General features: G+C 62.7%; 16 protein-coding genes and 3 tRNA genes. 16 read left to right on the top strand and 3 right to left on the bottom strand.

Annotated elements, in window-relative coordinates:
* Window positions 1–46 precede the first annotated feature (46 nt).
* The 10 genes from DK366_RS19400 to DK366_RS19355 all read left to right on the top strand — a co-directional run bounded on the left by DK366_RS19400 (window position 47) and on the right by DK366_RS19355 (window position 16,212).
* Complete coding sequence (locus DK366_RS19400) at window positions 47–334, top strand: integration host factor subunit beta (protein ID WP_109127200.1); 288 nt, start codon at window positions 47–49, stop codon at window positions 332–334.
* A gap of 180 nt (window positions 335–514) precedes the next feature.
* Window positions 515–784: a DUF1049 domain-containing protein gene (locus DK366_RS19395; protein WP_109127199.1), complete on the top strand. Its 270-nt coding sequence runs from the start codon at window positions 515–517 to the stop codon at window positions 782–784.
* The gene (gene lapB / locus DK366_RS19390) at window positions 781–1,956 is read left to right on the top strand and encodes a lipopolysaccharide assembly protein LapB (protein ID WP_109127198.1); all 1,176 of its coding nucleotides are present in this window, start codon (window positions 781–783) and stop codon (window positions 1,954–1,956) included. The genes DK366_RS19395 and lapB overlap by 4 nt, the downstream gene beginning before the upstream one ends.
* 34 nt (window positions 1,957–1,990) lie before the next feature.
* Window positions 1,991–2,995, top strand: coding sequence for a glycosyltransferase family 4 protein (locus DK366_RS19385; RefSeq protein ID WP_232821125.1), 1,005 nt, complete (start codon window positions 1,991–1,993; stop codon window positions 2,993–2,995).
* Complete coding sequence (locus DK366_RS19380; protein ID WP_109127196.1) at window positions 2,982–4,877, top strand: nucleoside-diphosphate sugar epimerase/dehydratase; 1,896 nt, start codon at window positions 2,982–2,984, stop codon at window positions 4,875–4,877. Before DK366_RS19385 ends, DK366_RS19380 begins: the two co-directional genes overlap by 14 nt.
* Entirely contained in the window at window positions 4,878–5,750 is an 873-nt protein-coding gene (galU, locus tag DK366_RS19375) for a UTP--glucose-1-phosphate uridylyltransferase GalU (RefSeq protein ID WP_109127195.1), read from the top strand.
* Between the two features lie 274 nt (window positions 5,751–6,024).
* Complete coding sequence (locus DK366_RS19370) at window positions 6,025–12,060, top strand: alpha-2-macroglobulin (RefSeq protein ID WP_109127194.1); 6,036 nt, start codon at window positions 6,025–6,027, stop codon at window positions 12,058–12,060.
* A 46-nt stretch (window positions 12,061–12,106) separates the two neighbouring features.
* On the top strand, window positions 12,107–14,500 hold the full coding sequence (pbpC, locus tag DK366_RS19365) for a penicillin-binding protein 1C (RefSeq protein ID WP_109127193.1): 2,394 nt from the start codon (window positions 12,107–12,109) through the stop codon (window positions 14,498–14,500).
* A gap of 69 nt (window positions 14,501–14,569) precedes the next feature.
* Entirely contained in the window at window positions 14,570–15,859 is a 1,290-nt protein-coding gene (locus DK366_RS19360; RefSeq protein WP_109127192.1) for an FAD-binding oxidoreductase, read from the top strand.
* Window positions 15,856–16,212, top strand: coding sequence for a tRNA-binding protein (locus DK366_RS19355; RefSeq protein WP_109127191.1), 357 nt, complete (start codon window positions 15,856–15,858; stop codon window positions 16,210–16,212). The genes DK366_RS19360 and DK366_RS19355 overlap by 4 nt, the downstream gene beginning before the upstream one ends.
* On the opposite strand, the gene DK366_RS19350 is transcribed toward DK366_RS19355, so the two are convergent.
* Complete coding sequence (locus tag DK366_RS19350) at window positions 16,213–17,487, bottom strand: MFS transporter (RefSeq protein WP_109127190.1); 1,275 nt, start codon at window positions 17,485–17,487, stop codon at window positions 16,213–16,215. It lies immediately after the preceding gene.
* Window positions 17,488–17,557: 70 nt separating this feature from the next.
* Here DK366_RS19350 and DK366_RS19345 point away from each other — a divergent pair, with 70 nt between their 5' ends.
* Complete coding sequence (locus tag DK366_RS19345; protein WP_109127189.1) at window positions 17,558–18,169, top strand: TetR/AcrR family transcriptional regulator; 612 nt, start codon at window positions 17,558–17,560, stop codon at window positions 18,167–18,169.
* Window positions 18,170–18,179: 10 nt separating this feature from the next.
* Here the strand turns inward: DK366_RS19345 and DK366_RS19340 are convergent, their stop codons facing one another.
* Window positions 18,180–19,127 (bottom strand): MBL fold metallo-hydrolase, encoded by a 948-nt coding sequence (locus DK366_RS19340; protein ID WP_109127188.1) that lies wholly within the window; start codon window positions 19,125–19,127, stop codon window positions 18,180–18,182.
* A gap of 100 nt (window positions 19,128–19,227) precedes the next feature.
* Complete coding sequence (locus DK366_RS19335; protein ID WP_109127187.1) at window positions 19,228–19,929, bottom strand: pirin family protein; 702 nt, start codon at window positions 19,927–19,929, stop codon at window positions 19,228–19,230.
* A 268-nt stretch (window positions 19,930–20,197) separates the two neighbouring features.
* Here DK366_RS19335 and DK366_RS19330 point away from each other — a divergent pair.
* The 5 genes from DK366_RS19330 (at window position 20,198) to DK366_RS19310 (ending at window position 21,619) form a co-directional block, all read left to right on the top strand.
* Window positions 20,198–20,273: transfer RNA gene (locus DK366_RS19330), tRNA-Gly, on the top strand.
* An 84-nt stretch (window positions 20,274–20,357) separates the two neighbouring features.
* Window positions 20,358–20,431: transfer RNA gene (locus DK366_RS19325), tRNA-Cys, on the top strand.
* A gap of 232 nt (window positions 20,432–20,663) precedes the next feature.
* A tRNA-Leu gene (locus tag DK366_RS19320) sits at window positions 20,664–20,750 on the top strand.
* A 78-nt stretch (window positions 20,751–20,828) separates the two neighbouring features.
* Window positions 20,829–21,248 carry a hypothetical protein gene (locus DK366_RS19315; protein WP_109127186.1) on the top strand — a complete coding sequence of 140 codons (420 nt, stop codon included), beginning with the start codon at window positions 20,829–20,831 and terminating at the stop codon, window positions 21,246–21,248.
* Window positions 21,249–21,373: 125 nt separating this feature from the next.
* Window positions 21,374–21,619 (top strand): hypothetical protein, encoded by a 246-nt coding sequence (locus DK366_RS19310; protein ID WP_109127185.1) that lies wholly within the window; start codon window positions 21,374–21,376, stop codon window positions 21,617–21,619.
* The last annotated feature ends 104 nt before the right edge of the window (window positions 21,620–21,723 follow it).

The following is a 21,723-nucleotide window of genomic DNA, read 5'->3' as shown; positions in this document are numbered from 1 at the left end:
GGCGCTCAGCCGCCCCGCGGTTTCACGTCACGGACATTGGGGACCCATGACCAAATCCGAATTGATTGAGGCGCTGGCACGGCGTCAGACCCATCTCGCGTTCGCGGACGTGGAGTTGGCGGTCAAAAGCGTGATCGAACAGATGAGCCACGCGCTTTCCAGCGGCGAGCGCATCGAGGTCCGCGGTTTCGGCAGCTTTGCATTGCATTACCGTCCGCCGCGCATGGGCCGCAATCCCAAGACCGGCGACGCAGTGGCTTTGCCGGGCAAGCATGTCCCGCATTTCAAGCCGGGCAAGGAATTGCGCGAGCGCGTCAACTTGAATCTGGATTGACGTCCGGCTTCAGGCAGCACGAAAGAACCTGGAAGGCAGGCGACGATGAGTCGGTCCTGCCTTCTTTTTTTGCGGTACGGCGCGCCAGGCGAGGCTGCCGGAAAGGCCTGTCTCCCCGTTTGTGACGAACGGCCGCGCCCCCGCCTGTGACGGCTCCCGGCAATCGGGTAAAGTCGCGGTATGCGACTGATTGTTACGCTGATCCTCCTGATCTTCATCGCGGCCGGCATCGTGCTCGGCGCACTCAACGCCGATCTGGTCGGTTACGACCTGGGCTTCGTGCGTTTTGAACTGCCCAAGGGCGCAGCCGTTCTGGTTGCGCTGGTGATCGGTTGGCTGCTGGGCGGACTTACCGCGTGGCTGGGCTTGAGCAGCAGGCAGCGCCGTGCGCGTCGCCAAGGTGCGGCTGACGCCCGTGGCAAGGCCAAGACTTCCCCGGCCGGTGCATGAGCCCACTTCTTTACGTATTGATCCTGCTGGTACCCGCAGCGTTCGCCAGTGGCTGGTGGACTGCACGCCGCGCGGGTGTACGTCGTTCCGGCGCACAGGTCAGTGAGCTCTCCTCGGATTACTTTCGCGGCCTGAACTACCTGCTCAACGAGGAGCAGGACAAGGCCATCGAAGTGTTCCTCAAGCTGGCCGAATACAACCGGGACACGGTGGAAACGCACTTAGCGTTGGGCAACCTGTTCCGTCGGCGGGGCGAAGTGGATCGAGCCATTCGACTGCACCAGCATCTTGTTTCGCGCCCGGGTCTCTCGGACGCGATGAAAACCGTCGCCTTGCTGGAGCTGGGCGAGGACTACATGCGTGCAGGCCTGCTTGATCGCGCGGAAACGCTGTTCTCCGATCTTGTGGCCATGGACGCGCATGCGCCATCGGCACTGCGGCATCTCATCGCGATCTACCAGCACGAGCGCGATTGGCACAAGGCGATCGAGCATGCACGTCGCCTCGAGGCGATGACCGGCGAAGACGAGGCCGGCATGATTGCGCAGTTCTATTGCGAGCTGGCCGAGCAGTCGCGTCAGCATGGCGCACGCCAGGAAGCGCGCGAATACCTTCGCCAGGCATTCGCCTGCCAGGCCGACTGCGTGCGCGCCTTCATGCTGACCGGTCGCCTGTACGCGGAAGAGGGCCAGCATGCCGAGGCAGCAAAAGCCTATGAGCATGCCGTGGAGGCGGACATCGCGTTCGTGCCGGAAATCCTGCCTCCCTTGCTCAACAGCTACGCCCGTTCGCAGCAGATGGAGCACGCGGAACACTTTCTGCGCGACATTCTTGAGCGTTACCACGGCATCTCCCCGGTGCTCGCCCTCACGCGGCTGTACCAGCAGCGCGATGGCGAGCGCACGGCCATCGAGTTCCTTACGTCGCAGCTGCGCCAGCGTCCTTCGGTGCGCGGCTTGATGGCGCTGATCGACGCGACCATGGACAAGATGGAAGGCGAGGCGCGGGAAAATTTCCTGATCCTTCGTGACCTCACCAAGAAGCTGCTGGAAGGGCAGGCCATGTACCGCTGCAGCCGTTGCGGCTTCGGCGCCAAGGCCCACCACTGGCAGTGCCCCAGCTGCAAGAGCTGGAGCACGATCCGCCCCATCCATGGCGTGGCCAACGAATGAGGCACGGATGACACACGCTTCGCTGGCGACAGGGATGGTGCTGGCCGCGTTGGTGATTGCGTTGGTGGTCGTCCGAGCTGCGATCGCGTACGCGCATCGCCGCGGCATGATGGACCTGCCGGGGCAACGCCGCTCCCACAGCATTCCCACCCCGCGCGGCGGTGGCATCGGCATCGTCGTCGCGGCGCTGATGACCATGCCTGCAGCTTTGGCTGTGTCGCCCAATGCCTTGTCGACGGTGGTGATTGGCGCGTTGGCCGTGGGGACGGCACTCGTAGCCGCGGTGGGCTGGTGGGACGACCATCGTTCGCTGCCGATCCTGCCCCGGTTCGGCATCCAGTTGCTGTCGGCGGGGATGCTTGCCGTGGCGCTGGCGCTGACCGGCATGTCCTGGTGGAGGGTGCCCGTGCTCGTGCTGGCCGGGGGCTGGAGCATCAACCTGCACAACTTCATGGACGGCATCGATGGCCTGCTCGCCCAGCAGGTGATCTACGTGGGACTGGGGTTGGCGCTGCTGGCCCATGCGGCCATGCAGCCGGCGCTGGCGACGGCGTCTGCCTGTCTGGCGGCGGCGGCCCTGGGATTCTGGTACTTCAACCGGCCACGCGCTCGCATTTTCATGGGGGACGTGGGCAGCGGCACCATGGGCCTGCTGATCTTCGCCCTCACCGTGCTGCTGTGGCGGGTGGATTGGCGACTGGTCTGGCCAGCCCTGATCCTCAGTTCATCTTTTGTAGCAGACGCTACCCTTACTCTCTTGGTCCGTATGGTCAGTGGCCGCCGTTGGTACACTGCCCACCGCGAACACCTGTATCAGTGGCTCGTTCGCAGTGGTTTCACGCATGCCACCGGGGGAGCGTGCTATCTGGCCTGGAACGTGTTGGTAGCGGCGCCTTTGGCGCTGCTCGCATGGGCCAGGCCGATGTGGTCGGTGCCGGCGTTTTTGGGCACCTACCTGATAGCGACCATTGCCTGGATCGCCACGAAGCGCTGGTGCCTGCGGCGCGTTTTGAACAAGGGTCGACATGTCGCTACGTAAATGGATCGGTGTCATTCATCCGCGAACGGCCGTGGTACTCCACGACCTGCTGATGGCTGCACTGGCATGGTGGGTGGCCAAGGCCCTCCGCTACGCGATGATCGACAACGCGGCGATCAGCTTCCATGTGCTGGAATTTCCGCTGGTGCTGCTGGTGCAGGGCGCCGTCCTGAGCTGGACGGGCCTGTACAAGGGCGTGTGGCGCTTCGCGAGCCTGCCGGATCTCTGGAACATCCTGCGTGCCGCCATCATCGGCGCGTTGGCGATTGCCGCGGTGCTGATTCTCTACAACCGGCTGGCCGACGTGCCGCGCTCGGTGCTGCTGCTATACCCCGTGGTGCTGTCGGTGCTGCTGGGCACCCCGCGCCTGGCTTACCGGTTCTGGAAGGACAGTCGGGTCGATCTGTTCCAGGCCAAGCCGGCACAGCGCGTGCTGATCGTGGGCGCCGATCGCGCTGGCGAGGCGTTGTCGCGCGATTTGCACCGCGACAACGGCTTCACCGTGGTCGGTTTCGTCGACGACAAGGAAAGCCTGCGCGGTGCCAGCATCAATGGTCGCCCGGTGCTTGGTCGCATTGACCAGATCCCCGAACTCGCCCGCGAAGTGGCGGCGCAGATGCTGCTCATCGCCATGCCTGGCGCCTCGACGCAAGAGATGCGTCGCGTGGTGGAACTGTGCGACGCGAGTGGCCTGCCTTACCGCACCGTGCCTAAGCTCGAGGACGTGGTGTCCGGCCGCGCCCACTTCAACGAGATCAAGGAGGTCGCGATCGAGGACCTGCTGGGTCGCGACACCGTTGAACTGGATTGGACGGCCATTCGTGTCACGCTGACCGGTCGCCGCGTGCTGGTCACCGGCGGCGGTGGCTCCATCGGCTCGGAGCTTTGCCGCCAGGTGGCGCGCCTCGGTGCACACTCGCTGTGCGTGGTGGACAACTGCGAATTCAATCTCTACCGGATTTCGCAAGAGCTGCGCGCCGAATATCCCGAATTGATCTACGAGGGCGTGCTGGCCGATTGCGGTGATTCCGCTGCCATGCGCAAGCTCTTCAGCGAGTACAAGCCGCAGGTGGTATTCCACGCTGCCGCGTACAAGCACGTGCCGATGTTGCAGGGGCAGCTGCGTGCGGCGTTCCGCAACAACGTGCTGGCGACGCGCAACGTGGCAGACTTGGCAGATCGGCACGATGTCGAGTGCTTCGTGCTGATCTCCACCGACAAGGCCGTGAACCCCACCAGCGTCATGGGCGCCTGCAAGCGCATGGCCGAAATCTGGTGCCAGAACCTCAACGAGCATTCCAACACGCACTTCATCACCGTGCGTTTCGGCAACGTGCTCGATTCGGCCGGTTCGGTGGTGCCGCTGTTCCGTGAGCAGATCCGCAACGGTGGCCCGCTGACCATTACCCATCCGGAAATCTCGCGCTACTTCATGACCATTCCGGAGGCCTGCCAGCTGATCCTGCAGGCGGCCAGCATTGGCAAGGGCGGCGAGATTTTTGCCCTGGACATGGGCGAGCCGATCAAGATCCGCGACCTGGCCGAACAGATGATTCGCCTGGCGGGACGCAAGCCGGGTACGGAAATCCCGATTGTGTACACCGGGCTGCGCTCCGGTGAAAAATTGTTCGAAGAGCTGTTCCATCCTCTCGAGAACTACATCGAGACGACGCACGTGAAGATCTTTCTCGCGCAGCATCGCCCGGTGAAATGGGATCTGCTCAATGTGCAAATGGCCAGGGCGGCAGACGCCGTGGTTGCTTATGACGAGGACATGCTTCGCCAGTGCGTTTCCAACCTGCTGCCGTCGTTCCGCTGGAGCGAGCCGGTGCAGACGGACAACGTGGTGGCGTTGCGACGCAATGAATCAGGAGAGAAGTAAGTGAGCAAGCCGTTGCGCAAGGTCGTGTTTCCCGTGGCCGGTCTCGGCACGCGTTTCCTCCCCGCGACCAAGGTCGTCGCGAAGGAAATGTTGCCGGTGCTGGATCGCCCGCTGATCCAGTACGCGGTGGATGAAGCCGTGGATGCGGGTGCCGATACGCTGGTGTTCGTTACCAATCGCTACAAGCACGCCATCGCCGATTATTTCGACAAGGCGTACGAGCTGGAAGCCAAGCTCCAGGAAAAGGGCAAGGATGAGCTGCTCGCATTGGTGCAGGGCACGCTGCCCAGGCACGTGCGTGCCATCTTCGTCACCCAGCCTGAGGCCCTGGGCCTGGGCCATGCCGTGCTGTGCGCCAAGCCGGTGGTCGGCGACGAGCCGTTCGGCGTGGTGCTTCCCGACGACCTGATCTGGAACAAGGGCAAGGGCGCACTGCGCCAGATGGCCGAGCTGGCGCAATCGCAGAGTGCCGGCGTCATTGCCGTGGAAGAAGTCCCGCAGAGCGACACCGACAAGTACGGCATTGTCGATGCCACGCCCGTGGACGACCGCAGCGCGCAGATTCGCCACATGGTGGAAAAGCCCAAGCCCGCGGATGCGCCGTCGAACCTCGCCGTGGTCGGCCGCTATGTGCTGCCGGGCCGCATTTTCGAGCTCCTGGAGAAGACCACGCCGGGCGCCGGTGGCGAGATCCAGCTGACCGATGCCATCGATGCGCTGCTCAAGGAGCAGGGCAAGGTGCTGGCGTACCGCTTCGAAGGCACGCGCTTCGATTGCGGCAACAAGGCTGGCCTGGTGCGCGCCACCATGCACATGGCCTTGCAGGATCCCAAGCTTGCGCCGGTAGTGCGCGAGATCATCGCGACGCTTTGATGCTCGCCGGGTGCCGGCCCTGGGTCGGCACCCGTTTGACCTTCGTGCCATGCGAAGGGGCGTTTCTTGAAAGGCTGCGGCCGCCCATGCGTCACTGACGCAACCATGCCAGAATTCTTCCCGCGTCACGTCATCTTTGGCGTGCATGCTGTCCGTGGGGTAAGTCAGTGATGTCGGGTCCGCTTCGCAAGAGGCGGGCGTTTTGGCGCACCTGGCTTCGCCCGGACCGGCTCTGCCGTCGTCGTATTCATTGGATGAAAACCGGGAAAGCATCATGGATCTGTTGCGTTTTCTTGTGTCCCTGCCGTTGCGCCTGCTGCGCGGCGTCCTGGCCGTTCTCGCGCTGCTGTTGCGGCCCATCGTCGGCCAGGTGAACTGGTCCGCGCCGGCGTGGATACCCGCCAGCAGCGGCTGGGTGCGCCGTCGCCCTGTGCAGGCAGCCAGCGTGCTGATTGCCGTGCTGGTGGTCGCCGGTGGCGGCTGGTTCGGCTGGGAGTGGTACAAGAACCGACCCAAGCCGGTCGAGCCTTCGCGCATCACCATGACGGTGAACGCGCCGGCCATTACGGATTACACGCAGCCCACGCTGACCTTCAGTCCGCTCACGATCAACTTCTCCGGTTCCGCCGCGCCGATCGATCAGGTGGGCAAGCCGGTGACGGCAGGCATCGTGATGCAGCCCGCCATCAAGGGCCAATGGAGTTGGGCGGACGACCACACCCTGCGCTTTGCGCCAGCGGAAGATTGGCCGGTCGGCAAGCATTTCGAGGTGCGCTTCGACGTGCCGAAGGCGTTCGCCAGTCACGTTTTGATGGACGACGACCATGCCTCGTTTGATACCGTGGCGTTCGAGGCCAAGGTCGAAAACGGCGAGTTCTATCAGGACCCGCAGGACGCCACGGCAAAGAAGGCCATCCAGCCGATCACCTTCAACTATCCGGTCGATGCTGCCGATTTCGAGAAGCGCATCGGCGTGGAGCTGGTGCAATCAGGTAGCAGCAGGGGCAGCCTGAAGTTCACGGTGACCTACGATCAGGCCAGGCTGCATGCGTGGATTCATTCGCAGCCGCTGTCCCTGCCAAGGGATGAAAGCGTGGTGATGTATCGCCTGGCCAAGGGCTTGCGCAGCGTGCGCGGCGGCGACGCCACCAAGGACGAGATCAACGCACAGGTTCGCGTGCCCGGTCTCTACAGTCTGGCGGTAAGCAGCATCGAGCCCACGCTGGTCGACAACGAGAAGTACGAGCCCGAACAGGTGTTGATGGTGAACGTCGGCGGTGCGGTGCGCGACAGCGACGTCGCCGGCCTGATCAAGGCTTGGGTGTTGCCCGCGCGGCGCCCGGGCGTCAGCCAGGGCGATGACGAGGCTCCGTACGAATGGGGCCTGGGCGAAGTCGGTGAATCGACGCTTCGCCAGAGCACGCCACTCAAACTGGAGATGGTGCCCACCGAGAACGATTACGCGGAGCTGCAGAGCTTCAAGTTTCATGCGGACCCCGGACAGCGCATTTACGTGCGCGTGGAGCAGGGCCTGAAGTCGTTCGGTGGCTACATCCTGGGCAAGCCCTATGCTGCGGTCGTCACCGTGCCCAATTATCCGAAGCTGCTTCGCTTCATGGCGGACGGTTCGCTGCTTTCCATGTCCGGCAGCAAGCGGGAGTCGGTGGTATCGCGCAATTTGCCCGGCATGAAGGTGGAAATCGGGCGCGTGTTGCCGGATCAAATCCAGCACCTGGTGAGCTTCAATCAGGGAACGTACGCACGCCCGGAGTTGAGCTACGACTTCAGCGAAGACCACATTGTAGAGCGCTTCGAGCAGAAGCGCAGTTTTCCCAATGGCGACCCTGCCAAGGCCCACTACGAGGGCGTAGATCTTGGCCAGTACCTGAAGGAAGGCAAGCGCGGCGTGTTCCTGCTGCATCTGTCCAGCTACAACGCAGCGGCGGAGAAGAAAAAGGAAGACGCGCGCAAGGCGCAGGAAAACCAGCCACAGGCCGCACCGACCAACGCGACATCCGATGACGAGTCGAGTGGCGCGGAAGGTGAGGGCGACATGGCCGACAACGGCGACAGCCAGGACGACGACGCATCGTCGCCGATGGATACGCGTCTTATCGTCGTTACGGACCTTGGCATGTTGGTGAAGCGTTCGCTGGATGGCAGCCAGGACGTATTCGTGCAGTCCATTCGCACGGGGCAGCCCGTCAGCGGTGCGACGGTATCCGTGCTGGCGGTCAATGGCCAGACGCTTTTCAGCGATACGACGTCTGCGGACGGTGCGGTGCATTTCCCGACGCTCAAAGGCCTGGAGCGCGAGAAACAGCCGACGCTGTATCTGGTGAAGAAGGGGGATGACCTGTCGTTCCTGCCTATCGGCGGATCGACCAGCTACGAGCGCAAGCTCGACTTCTCGCGCTTCGACGTGGGTGGCGAGCGCAACGCGCAGAACGACGGCCAGCTTTCCGCTTACCTGTTCTCCGATCGTGGCATTTACCGTCCGGGCGACACGTTCCACGTGGGCCTCATCGTGCGCGCTGCGAGCTGGACGCGCAGCGTGGCGGGCGTGCCGTTGCAGGCGGAAATTGTCGATCCGCGTGGCATCACGGTGAAACAGTTGCCGATGTCGATGGACAACTCTGGTTTTGGGGAACTGGCATACGCGCCTGCGGAAACGGCGCCCACTGGTACGTGGACCGTCAATCTCTACATCGTCAAGGAAGGCAAGGCCGGTGCGCAGATCGGCAGCACCACCGTGCAGGTGAAGGAGTTCCTGCCTGATCGCATGAAGGTGGAAGCCAGGTTGGCCGGGCAGGTGCCCGAGGGCTGGGTGAAGCCCGACCAGGTCAAGGGCATCGTCGACGTGATGAACCTGTTTGGCACGCCGGCGGCGGATCGCCGTGTGGAAGCGTCGCTTACGTTGCGTCCGGCATGGCCTGCATTCCGCAGCTGGCCGGACTACCACTTCTACGACGTGCGCCGCGCCAAAGAAGGCTACGAAGACGCGCTGCAGGATGGCAAGACGGACGACAAGGGCCACGCCGAATTCGATCTGGACTTGAAGAAATACGCCGATGCCACGTACCAGCTCTATTTCCTGGTGAAGGCCTACGAGCCCGAAGGCGGGCGAAGCGTGGCGGCAGCGGCGCAGACACTCGTCTCCAGCAACGACTGGCTGGTGGGTTACAAGGCGGCCGACAGTCTCGATTACATCAATCGCGACACGCCGCGCAGCGTTCACCTGGTGGCCATCGATCACAACGCGAAATCCATGGCGCTGGGCGAGCTCAAGGCGCGGCTGGTGGAACGTCGTTACCTCTCGGTGCTGACCAAGCAGGATTCGGGCGTCTACAAATACCAGTCCAAGCTCAAGGAAGTGCCGATCAGCGAGCAACCGCTCTCGCTGCCGGCCAATGGCATGGATTACACGTTGCCGACTGACAAGCCCGGTGACTACGCGCTGGTCATCGTGCGCGCCGGTGATGGCGTGGAGGTGAATCGCGTCGAATATTCCGTGGCGGGTGCCGCCAATGTCACGCGTTCGCTGGATCGCAATGCCGAGCTGCAGCTCAATCTCAGCAAGCAGGATTATGCGCCCGGTGAGTCGGTGGATATCGCCATCCGTGCGCCGTATGCAGGCAGCGGGCTGATCACCATCGAGCGCGACAAGGTGTATGCGCACGCATGGTTCCACGCCGACACCACCAGCTCCGTGCAGCACATTACCGTGCCGGCGGATTTCGAGGGCAACGGCTACATCAACGTGCAGTACATCCGCGATCCGTCGTCCGACGAGATCTTCATGAGCCCGTTGAGCTATGGCGTGGTGCCGTTCTCCGTGAACCTGGACGCACGTCGAAACGCGATCAAGGTGGAGTCGCCCGCGCTGGTGAAACCGGGAGACACGGTGACATTCAAGCTCACGTCCGCGCAGCCGACGCGTGCGGTGGTGTTCGCCGTCGACGAAGGCATCCTGCAGGTCGCTCGCTACAAGCTGGGCGATCCGCTGAAGTTCTTCTTCCGCAAGCGCATGCTGGAAGTGGGTACGTCGCAGATCCTTGACCTGATCCTGCCGGACTTCGAGAAGCTCATGGCCATGGCAGCGCCCGGCGGCGACGCCGATGCGGCCATTGGGCGCCAACTGAACCCGTTCAAGCGCAAGCGCGACAAACCCGTGGCGTTCTGGTCCGGCATTGTCGACATCAATGGCGAGAAAGACCTGACCTATCAGGTGCCGGATTACTTCAACGGCAAGCTGCGCGTCATGGCTGTTGCCGTGTCTTCCGATCGCGTGGGCACATTCGAAGGTGCCACCACGGTGCGCGGCGATTTCGTGTTGTCGCCCAATGTGCCGACCACATTGGCTCCGGGCGATGAAGTGGAAGTCAGCGTAGGTGTGGCCAACAACCTCACGGGGCTCGGCGGCAAGCAGGTGCCGGTGGCGGTGTCACTGAAAACGGGGCCGCAGTTGCAGGTGGTCGGCGCGCCGACGCAGAACATCAACCTGGGCGAGATGCGCGACGGCGTGGTGACGTTCCGCGTCAAGGCAACTGACAAGCTGGGTTCGGGCAACTTCAGTTTCACGGCGGCGTATGGTGACAAGTCCGCGCACCAGAGCGTGGATGTTTCCGTGCGCCCGGCGTCTGCCTATCGCACGCAGGTCGATGTGGGCCGCGTGGATGCCAGCAGCAAGGCGGATCAAGCGGAACTTCGCCGCTTGTACAGCGAGTACGCCTCGCGCACCACGGCGTTCTCCAATATTCCCGTCGTGTTGAGCAGCGGGCTGGCATCGTACCTGGTGAACTTCGAGCATTTGTGCAGCGAGCAGATCCTGAGCTCTGCGATGCCGCGGCTGGTGCTTTCGAAGTGGCCGCAGGTCAAGGTTTTCGCCGATGCGCTGCAGCCGGCACTGGGCGACAAGAAGCTGACCAACGAACAGGCGCTGTCGCAAATGCTGGATATCCTGCATTCGCGGCAAAACGGGGAGGGTGGCTTCGGACTCTGGACGGCTACGCCGGATGCCAATCCATTCGTGTCGACCTATGCCATGCACTTCATGATCGAAGCGCGAGACCGCAACATGGATGTGCCGCGTGACATGTTCGATGCAGGCAACAAGTACCTGCATCAGCTGGCGAGCGATGACAGCCTCGACGGCATCGACATGCTGCGCCAGCGTGCTTACGCCGTTTACCTGCTCACCCGCCAGGGCAATGTCACCACCAACGACCTGGCATCGGTGCAGAAACGCCTGGAAGAAGCCTATCCCAAGGAGTGGAAGAACGACCTCGCCGCCGCATGGCTGGCAGCGTCCTACCAGTTGCTCAAGCAGGACAAGCCCGCCGCGCAGTTGATTGCTGGCCCGCAGAAACTGCTTGAGCGATCCACCAAGGATGACCGCTACACCTATGGCTATTACTACGATGCGCTGACGCGCGATGCGACCACGCTCTACCTGTTGAGCAAGCACTTCCCGGATCGCGCCAAGTCGCTATCGCCGCGGGTGATGGAAAACATCACCTGGCCGATGGAGCAGGGCTGGTACAACACGCTGTCATCGTCGATGACATTGCTGGCGCTCGATGCGTACGCCACGCAGAACAACCTGGATCTGGACAAGCTCCGCATTGATGAAGTGCACGCGGACGGCTCGGTCAAGGCGATTTCCGCACCACAGGGCAACATGCTGGTGGCTGGCACGTGGGGAAGCGATGCCAGGCGTCTTCGTTTCACCAATGACAGCGCGCTGCCTGCTTGGCGTGTCGTCAGCCAGGGCGGTTACGACCGCGACCAGCCGACCAAGGCCATCAAGGAAGGCCTGGAAGTCACCCGCGATTACACCGACACGAACGGCAAGGCCATCGACAAGGTAACCGTGGGGCAGGAGATCGACGTGCATGTGAAGATCCGCAGCACGGACGGCGGCGATTATGACGATATCGCCATTGTTGATCTGTTGCCGGGTGGCTTCGAGCCGGTCATCCAGCCGCCACCGGCGGTCACGGATCACCAGGAAGACGGTAGCGCGCAGGGCGACGCCGGCGGCGACAGCACGGTCGATGCCAGTGCCTGGCGTTCGCCCATCGGTGTCGGCAAGTCGACATGGCAGCTGGAATACGCCGATATCCGCGAGGATCGCGTGGTGCTCTACGGTACGGCGACGACGAACGTGGGCGAGTTCGTCTACCGCATCAAGGCCACCAATGCCGGCAAGTTCATCGTGCCGCCGGCTTACGGTGAATCGTTGTATGACCGCCGCATCCAGGCACGCACGGCCGGCGGCATGACATTGAACGTCGTTCGCCAGCCTTGAAGGAGTAGCGCGCCAGCGACCCAGGCGCGCTCTTTCCCCGACCTGCATGAAACCCTCTGCCTTGCTCAGTCGCTGTAGCCACGCCATCGCACGCTGGGTCGTGCGTTGGCAGAACTGGCTCGTCGGTGCGGCGATAGTGGCTGCCATTCTGGTGGGGTTTCGCGTGTGGCCGCACCGGCCGCTCAGTAGCTGGCTGCCTTCTTCCACGGCGGTCTACGACGACCGTGGTCGCCTGATACGGCTTACCTTGGCGAATGATCAGCGATATCGACTATGGGTGCCGCTGAAGGATATTTCCCCCGCGCTGGTCGATGGCGTGCTGTTGCACGAGGACCGTTGGTACCGCTGGCATCCCGGCTTCAACCCCTACGGCCTCGCGCGAGGCGCATGGGTAACCTACGTAAGCCATGGCAATCGGCAGGGCGGTTCCACCATCACCATGCAGTTGGCGCGATTGCTGTGGCGCCTCAACACGCGCACGCCGGCGGGAAAGCTCCAGCAGGTCGTACGGGCGGTGCAGCTGGAATTGTTCTATTCGAAGCATCAGATCCTGGAGGCGTACCTGAACTACGCGCCTTACGGTCGCAACGTCGAAGGCGTGGGTGCGGCCAGTCTCGCCTATTTCGACAAGGCTCCTGACGCGTTGAGCTTGCCCGAGGCATTGACGCTGGCGGTCATCCCGCAAGACCCCAGCCGGCGCCTGCAAGCGGGCGGCGACGCACCGGACATGATCGGTGCCCGCTTGAACACATCGCGCAATCGCCTTTACGCGCGATGGAAAACGTTGCATCCACAGGATGCAGCGCTGCAGCCTCTGTTTGCCCTGCCGCTGCACCTGCGTCCGTTGTCCCAGTTGCCGTTCGAGGCACCGCACGCGGTCGACCAGGTACTCGTTGCCCGTCGCTATACCTCCGATACGTCCGACAGCCGCGTGGCCACCACGCTGGACCTGGACGTGCAGCATGTCCTTGAGCGACAGGTGGCGCGCTATATCGAGCGAAACAGTGGGCGAGGCATCCGCAATGCGTCGGCGCTGCTCATCGACACGCGCGACATGGGAATCAAGGCGCTGGTGGGATCGGCGGACTATCGCAACGCGGACATCCAGGGCCAGGTCAACGGCACGCAGGCCAAGCGTTCGCCCGGTTCCACACTCAAGCCCTTCATTTATGCGCTGGGTTTCGACCAAGGTGTGCTGCATCCTCAGACGGTTTTGCGCGACGTCCCCACGGCGTTTGGTCCCTATGCGCCGGAGAATTTTGATGGCCACTTCCTGGGGCCGGTGACCGCTACGGAAGCGCTGGTGCGCAGTCGAAATATTCCTGCCGTGTGGGTGGCATCGCAACTGCAGCAGCCGACGCTTTATCAGTTTCTGCACGATGCCGGCATCAGCCGCATGGCGAGCGAGAAACACTATGGCTTGGCGCTCGTGCTGGGTGGTGGCGAGGTCACCATGCAGGAACTGGGCGGCTTGTACGCCATGTTGGCCAACCGTGGCGAGTTACGGCCTTTGCGTTTGCTCGCCGGCGATGCGCAACGGGAGGGAACGCGCGTACTGAGCGAGGAATCCAGCTTCATGGTGATGGACATGCTTCGCCAGAATCCTCGCCCCGACGAAACCACCGGCGCCCAGCCGGATCGATTGCCGGTGTACTGGAAAACCGGGACGTCCTGGGGTTTTCGCGATGCCTGGACGGCCGGCAGCTTCGGGCCGTATGTGCTGGTGGTGTGGGTGGGCAATTTCGACGGAAGCAGCAATCCCGCGTTCGTGGGCGTGGATGCCGCGGCACCGCTGTTCTTCCAGATGGTCGACGCGCTGCGTGCGGCGCAGCCGCGAATGGTCGAACCGGTGCGCCACATGCCAGCCCGCCTCAAGCGCGTGGAGATCTGCCTTGCCAGCGGGGACCTTCCGAACCAGTGGTGTCCGCAGCGTGGCATGACGTGGTTCATTCCGGGCAAGTCGCCCATCCGGGTAAGCCAGGTACATCGCCCGGTGGTGATCGACGATGCCACCGGCCAGCCCGCATGCCCGCCGTATGACGGCAAGCACACGCATGTCGAGGTCTACGAATACTGGCCGTCGGAACTGCAACGCGTGTTCGTCCAGGCGGGTATTCCACGGCGTGCACCACCGCGGAACGACGCGTGCATGCTCAGTGGCGTCGATGGCGAGGCGCCGGCCATTACGTCACCGTTGCGCGGCAGCATTTACGCGATGCGTTTCAAATCGGCAGGACAGGATCGGATTGCCTTCAACGCCAACGCGGATGCGTCGGTCCATGAGATGTACTGGTTCGTCAACGATGCATTCGTGGGACGCAGTGCACCCGGGGAGTCCCTGTTCTGGCAACCCGGCGCCGCCGGCAACTACGAGGTGCGCGTGGTCGATGATCGCGGTCGCAGCGATACGCGTCCGCTGGGCGTGAGCGTGGTTGACTGAAGGCAACGATCGGCGGTCAACGCTGCGCTATGCTCTCCGGCCTGACCCGAAGCAGGGCAAGTCCAGCGCATGAGTTCGTTACCGGCGACTTCCTATTACCGTGCAACGGCGACGGCGTACCCGTCTTTTGCGCCCTTGCAGGGGCACACGGACGCGCGTGTGGCCATCATCGGCGGTGGCTTTGCGGGTTTGCACACGGCGCTGGGTCTTGCCGAGCGTGGCGTCAGCGATGTAGTGCTGCTCGAACGTGAGCAGGTGGGCTTCGGTGCGTCGGGACGTAACGGCGGTTTCGTTTTCGGCGGCTATTCGCTGGGAGAGCAGTCACTGCTGGACCAGCGCGGGCAAGACGCTGCGCTGACCCTGTTCCGCCACACGACGGACGCTGTCGCCCGCATACGCCGCCGCGTATCGCAGTACGCCATGCCATGCGACATGGTGGACGAAGGTGTCATCTGGGCGAATTGGTTCCGCGATCCGGCCGTGCTTCGCGACCGGCAGGCACTATTGGCCCGTCACTACGGTGTGTCCTGGGAATGGTTGTCACGGGATGATCTGCGCCAGCGCATTCATACGACGCGCTATCACGAGGGGCTTTACGAACGCGATGCGTTGCATCTGCATCCGCTGAACTTTGCCATTGGCCTTGCGCGTGCTGCGGCAGGGCAGGGTGTCCGCGTTCACGAGCATACTGATGTGTGGCGCCTGCGCCGCGAAGGCGCTCGATGGCGCATTGAAACCGCCCAGGGTTCGGTGACTGCCGATCAGGTGGTGCTTGCCTGTGGTGGTTATCTTGCGGGACTGCGGCGACAGGTGGATCGCGCCATCCTGCCCATTGCCACCTACGTGATGGTGACCGAGCCCCTGGGCGATCGCCTCCGTGAATGCCTGGACACGCGTGCGGCCATCTACGATTCGCGCTTCGCTTTCGACTATTACCGGCCGTTGCCCGATGGCCGCCTGTTATGGGGCGGGCGCATCTCCGTACGCGATCGTTCCGCGCGGGCCGTGCAACAGCTCTTGATGCGTGACCTGCTGCGTGTGTTCCCTCAATTGAAAGGCGCGCGAGTCGACTACGCGTGGTCAGGCCTGATGAGCTACGCACGCCATCAGATGCCGCAGATCGGCAGCAGTGGCGACGGATTGTGGTGGGCGCAGGCATTTGGTGGCCACGGCCTGGCACCGACCTGTGCCGCTGGCGAATTGCTGGCGTCCGCCTTGGCAGACGGGGACGATCGCTGGAAACAATTCGCGCCGTATGGCCTTGATCGCACGTACCGCCCCTTCGGATATCTGGGGGCACAGGCCAGTTACTGGTGGCAGCAAAGCAAGGACTGGTTCAAGACGAGGCTGGAAGGATGAACGAAGCAAACCATGGCAACCAGGCTGACATCAGCTGGTCCGATTTCGAGAAGGTGTTGATGGTCGCCGGCACCGTGACACGCGTGGAACCGTTTCCCGAAGCGCGCAAGCCAGCGTGGAAAGTGTGGGTGGATTTCGGACCGTACGGCGAGCGCAAGACCAGTGCGCAGATCGCGGCGTTGTATCAGGCAGAGGACTTGCTGGGCCGCCAGATCGTCGGCGTCATCAACTTTCCCGAAAAACAGATTGGCCCGTTCCGCTCGCAATTTCTGCTGACGGGATTTCCGACGGACGAGGGTGTCGTGCTCACTGCCATCGAACGTCCGGTACCCAACGGTACGCGACTCGCCTGATCAGCCAGCCTGCCATGCGGGCTGTGGATGAGAGCGTCGCTGGATCATCAAGGCGAGCGCAGCCGCGACCAGCCCGGTGATGCCGGCGATGACAAAAGGCTGCATGTAATCGCCGCTGTGCGTTCGCAGTGCACCTGCGAGAAAGGCCGCACTCGCCGCACCGATCTGATGACCGGCGGCCACCCAGCCGAAGACCACCGGCGCATCACGGTCGCCGAATGCATCCGAGGCAAGCCGCAGCGTGGGTGGCACCGTGGCGATCCAGTCGAGGCCGTAGAACATGCCGAACAGCGACAGGCTGGCAAACGAGAAATCGGAATAGGGCAGCCAGATCAGCGACAGTCCGCGCAACGCGTAATACACGAAGAGCAGTTTGCGCGGGTCGTAACGATCGGTAAGCCAGCCTGACATGGTGGTGCCGACCAAGTCGAACGCGCCCATCATGGCCAGCAGGCCTGCCGCGCGCACTTCGGGAATGCCATGGTCGCCACACATCGCGATGAAATGCGTGCCGATCAATCCATTGGTGGTGAAGCCGCAAATGAAGAACGTGGCGAACAGGAACCAGAAGGTGCGCTGTTTCGCGGCAACCGCAAGCGTGCCCAGCGCAATGGCAAGCAGGTTGCGGTTAGGCGCGGTGTTTGTGTCCTCTTCCGTGGCGCCGTAAGGGCGAAGGCCAATATCGGAAGGGCGTTCCGGCAGCAGCCACCACGCCAGTGGAATCAGCAGCGCGCAACCCGCAGCCACGGTCCACACCACCGGGCGCCAGCCGCCGTACTGCGCAATGGCTGCCAGCGCCGGCAGAAACGCCAGCGTGCCGGTCGCCGTGCTGGCCGTGAGCAAGCCCATCATCAAGCCGCGATGCGTCACGAACCAGCGGTTCACCACGGTGGCACCGAGCACGATCGCCACGCAGCCGGAACCGAGACCGGAGAACAGGCCCCAGGTCACCATGAGGTGCCAGGGCTGCGTCATCCACGCGCTGGCCGAAATGGACACGGCCATCAGGGTCAGCGCGCCGATCAAGGTGCGACGAATGCCAACGGCCTGCATCAAGGCGGCGGCAAAGGGACCCACCATGCCGTAGAGAAAGATGCCCAGCGCCGCCGACAGGGAGATCGTGTCGCGGCTCCAGCCAAAGGCATCGCCCAACGGGCGAATCAGCACGCCGGGTGCCGCACGCACGCCAGCAGCGGCAAGCAGGGCAAGGAAAATCACGCCGGCAACGACAAAGGCGTACTTCTGGCCGAAGGGGCGGGTGCGCTGTATAGTCATGTTACCGATCGGTACGGTGAGTGGATGAATGCTACGTACCGATCGGTAACATTGTCAACCGTGATTTGCCATGCCAGCCAAACGTTCCGAATCCAAGCCTCTGGAAACCGCTGCCGATACCAAGCCCAAGGCGGCGGATCGTATCCGCAGCACGGCGCGCGAGTTGTTCTATCGCGAAGGCATCCGCGCCATCGGCGTGGAAGAAATCGTGTCCCGCGCCGGCGTCACCAAGCCCAGCCTCTACCGCAGCTACGCGTCCAAGGATGAACTGGCGGCCGAGTACCTGCGCGATTACGAACTGGCCTTCTGGCAAGTGTTCGAGGCCGGCAAGGAAACGTATCCCGACGATGCGCGTGCGCAACTCATGGCTTACCTGGAAGGCCTGGCCCAGCGCGCCACGCAGATCGGTTACCGGGGCTGCGGCTTGACCAACGCCGTTGTCGAATATCCCGGTGATGACCACCCGGCACGCAAGGTTGCCGAGGAACACAAGCGGAAGTTTCGCGAACGCCTGGTGCAGTTGTCGACGGCCATGGGTGCGAAGCAACCCGACACACTCGCCGATGGTCTGCTGCTGCTGCTTGAAGGCACTTACGCGTCAGGCCAGATGTTTGGCCCGAAAGGTCCCGCAAGCTCGCTGGTGAAAGTGGCCGAGCAGTTGATAGACGCCTCGATGCGTTGAACCTGCGGAATCAGCGGGCGCGTTTGTGCTGACTGTCCAGCCATACGCCCAATCCTTGCGCGTTGAGTTCGATGTCCATGCCGAGAATCTCGAGCAGCTGTTCGCGATCGCCTTCCCAGCCGTGTGCCTGCGCGCGTGACGCATAAAGCTCGGTCAGCGCCGTTTTCATGGCGTCATGCCGTTGCGATGCATCGAGCGATTGTTCCTGTGCGGCGCGCGCGATGTCGACCATGGCGTCGATTTGCACGTGCAAGTCGCCCGCCAGTTTTTCCACGTTGCCGACGCGGTCGTAGTGCGTCAGATACATGGCTGCGGGATTCAACGCCGTCAATCGCCTGATCGATGCGTGCAAAGCCTCGGGATCGAATTGCACGGGCGACGTGGTCGGCAGGATGAAAGGCCCGTTCGCGGTATCGAATTCCCGATACGACAAACCGAAAGTGTCGCCGGTAAAGCAGACCCCGGCGCGTTCGTCGTAAACGGTCAGGTGGTGGCGCGCGTGTCCCGGTGTATCCAGGCAACGCAACGGTCGTCCCGCCAGATCGACGACGAAGTCATCCGGCGCTTCCACGACGCGTTCGGCGGGCACGGGGCGTAGCCGTCCATAGGTCGCCTCCATCACCGCTTCGCCGTATACCGCCGACGCACCGGCCCACAGCTGGCTCGGGTCGATCATGTGACGCGCGCCGCGCGGATGCACGACGAGCCTGGCGTGCGGTAGATGCGCCATCAGTTCGCCGGCACCGCCGGCGTGATCAAGATGCACGTGCGTGAGAATCAGCCAATCGACATGGTCGGTGGTCAGGCCTGCTTGATTGAGTGCATCAAGCATGCGCGGCACGGCATGGTTGGTGCCGCAGTCGATGAAAGCGGCGCGACCGTTTTCGACCAGGAGATACGCCGCATCGAAACGTGGCCGCACGAAACCTGTATCGATGGTGTGGATACCGTGATTCATCGCTGACCTCGCCCGTGGGGATCAGGCGAGGTTAGCAAGGGTGCGGCAGCGGTTCACTCCCACCTTGGTCGTGCAACCGCTGCGCGCCCGCGACGCCCCGTTACGGTGCGCTGTCGACCAGCACCAGCTCGCTGTCTTCCAGTGCCTTCACGGTCAACTTCGTTTCATTGCGGATGGCCGCGCCATCACGCGCATCGAGCGAGACGCCATTGAGCTCGATCTTGCCCGTGGCCGGCACGAGGTACGCGTAGCGGCTCGCGTCGAGCTCGTATTCAGCCGTCTCACCCGCCTTCAGCGATGCACCGAGTACGCGCGCATTCGTGCGCAAGGGCAGGGCATCACCGTCTTCCTTGAAGCCGCTGGCCAGCGTGACAAAGCGGCCCGAGCGATCGCCGATCGGGAAGGGCTTGGTGCCCCACGACGGCGGCTTGCCATGTTGATCCGGGATGATCCAGATCTGGAAGATGCGAGTGGTTTCCGATTCGAGGTTGTACTCCGCATGCGTGATGCCGGAGCCCGCGCTCATCACCTGCACATCGCCCGCGATGGTACGCCCCTTGTTGCCCAGGCTGTCCTGATGCGTGATCGCGCCTTCGCGCACATAGGTGATGATTTCCATCTCCGAATGCGGATGCGGGGGAAACCCGGTCTGCGACGCAATGGTGTCGTCATTCCACACACGCAACGCGCCCCAGCCCATGCGGGAAGCATCGTTATAGTTGGCAAACGAGAAGTGGTGCTTGGCGTCGAGCCAGCCGTGGTTGGCTCCGCCCAGACTATTGAACGGTCGACGGTCGATCATGCTGCACTCCTGTTGATGGTGGAGCGCCCTTGTGGCGCCTGACGACAAGATAAGCCCGCGCGCCGCAGATACCAGTCGCTGCAAATCGGACGGACTGTTGCGCCAGCAACGCGTATACGTGCTCTTGTTGCTGGGGAAGGTGAAACGATGTTTTCCATCGGCTTCGCCCGTGATCCTTCCGGAGGCTGTCGCTGAGGAGAATTGTGAAAAAAAGCCTTCCCAGACTCTTCACAAATGCCGAGGTTCTGCTATTATTTCTGACTCTGATGCGGGAATAGCTCAGTTGGTAGAGCACGACCTTGCCAAGGTCGGGGTCGCGAGTTCGAGTCTCGTTTCCCGCTCCAGTTTTCTGCAAAGCCTCGGAAACCCGAGGTTTTGTTTTATCAGAGGGTGGTAATCCCTTTTTCGGGTTACGATCTCTGTGCAATGGCCTGGTGGCAGAGTGGTCATGCAGCGGCCTGCAAAGCCGTGTACGCCGGTTCGATTCCGACCCAGGCCTCCATTGCACATCGAGAAAAGCGCCTTAAGGGCGCTTTTTTTATGGCCGTAGACCCGCGACAGCCGGGGCGTTCGGCTTCTGCCATTCCTCGCGATCGAATGAGTGTCGGCCGTGCTCATGCGATCGACGCATCTTTCGCAATGTCACCTTTGCCGGAAGGGTTCTTTCCGAGGCGTGCGCGTTCGAGCAAAGGTGTCCCAGCCTCCGCATGCTAGGATTCGCATCCTTCCGCATGGCCCGGATGGCGAAACTGGTAGACGCAAGGGACTTAAAATCCCTCACCCGCAAGGGTATGACGGTTCGATCCCGTCTCCGGGCACCAACGGTTTGAAGCGTTTTGGCTTGCGTGTCCGGGTCCGCAATGCCTCGGTTGGTCCGCCATTCGTAGATAGGGGTGTCTATGCGTTGGTTCGTGGCTCTGGTTCTGGGGTTGGCTGCGGTGACCGCATCTGCGGCCGGGCTGAAGGTCAAGGGGATAACTCTCGGGGCTCCGCCGCCGGCGGAGTTGAGTGGTCGGTTGGCAGGCAGCAACGGTGTGCTTGCCGATACGTACCTGGGGCAGCCTGCTCAGCTGTTCGTCAGGCTCGATCGTGAAGGGAACGTGGGCATGCTCACGTTCCGTGTTCGTGCCGACGCCGTCCACGGCATTGCCTCGGACCTGACCAGGAAGTACGGCGCGCCCCGGGCAACGGCCGGCTCGTTCGCCTGGAATAAAAGCGATACGGAAATTCTGCTTATTCCGACGACGCGCCTTGGCGAAGACGCCCAGCTGACCTTCACCTATGTCGGGGGCCCCAGGCTCGATCCGCGCGATATGTAGTTCTGCTGTTTCATTGAGCTGCGAGCTTTCGTCTAGTAACTTAAATTCCCCCGCCAGCCGTGGTATCCCGGTTCGGGGTATCGCTGGCTTGATCAGTCGCCACATTCGGCGCATCGAGGGATGTCATGCGCGGCATCAGATTTCTCGGACCCTACGATCGCCGTGTCGCGGCGGAACTGCCGGAAGGGTATGTCGTGGGTCACTGCGAAAGTGATTGCCTGATCGCGCAGGGCGCCATCATTGAAGGCGTCTTTCGTCGAGTCGGCGAACAACAGTGGTCTGACGCACGCGGTCAAGTCATCACCGTAGTGGTCGAGGATTTTGATCTCGATGCCGAAGGGCTACGCAACTGGTCAACCGGTGTCGAATAGACTCGTCAGCACTTCCAGGGCGAGCTCTGTAAGGCAATGTCGCAGACGCTCGTAAGAGTGCTTAGTTATCGGATTTTTCTAAGACGTCGGGTGCTTGCATTGGG

Origin of the sequence: Dyella sp. C11, from assembly GCF_003121485.1 — a bacterium.
GTDB lineage: Bacteria > Pseudomonadota > Gammaproteobacteria > Xanthomonadales > Rhodanobacteraceae > Dyella.
The sequence above is the reverse complement of the archived record's forward strand: the minus strand, read 5'-3'. Positions and strand labels throughout refer to the sequence as shown.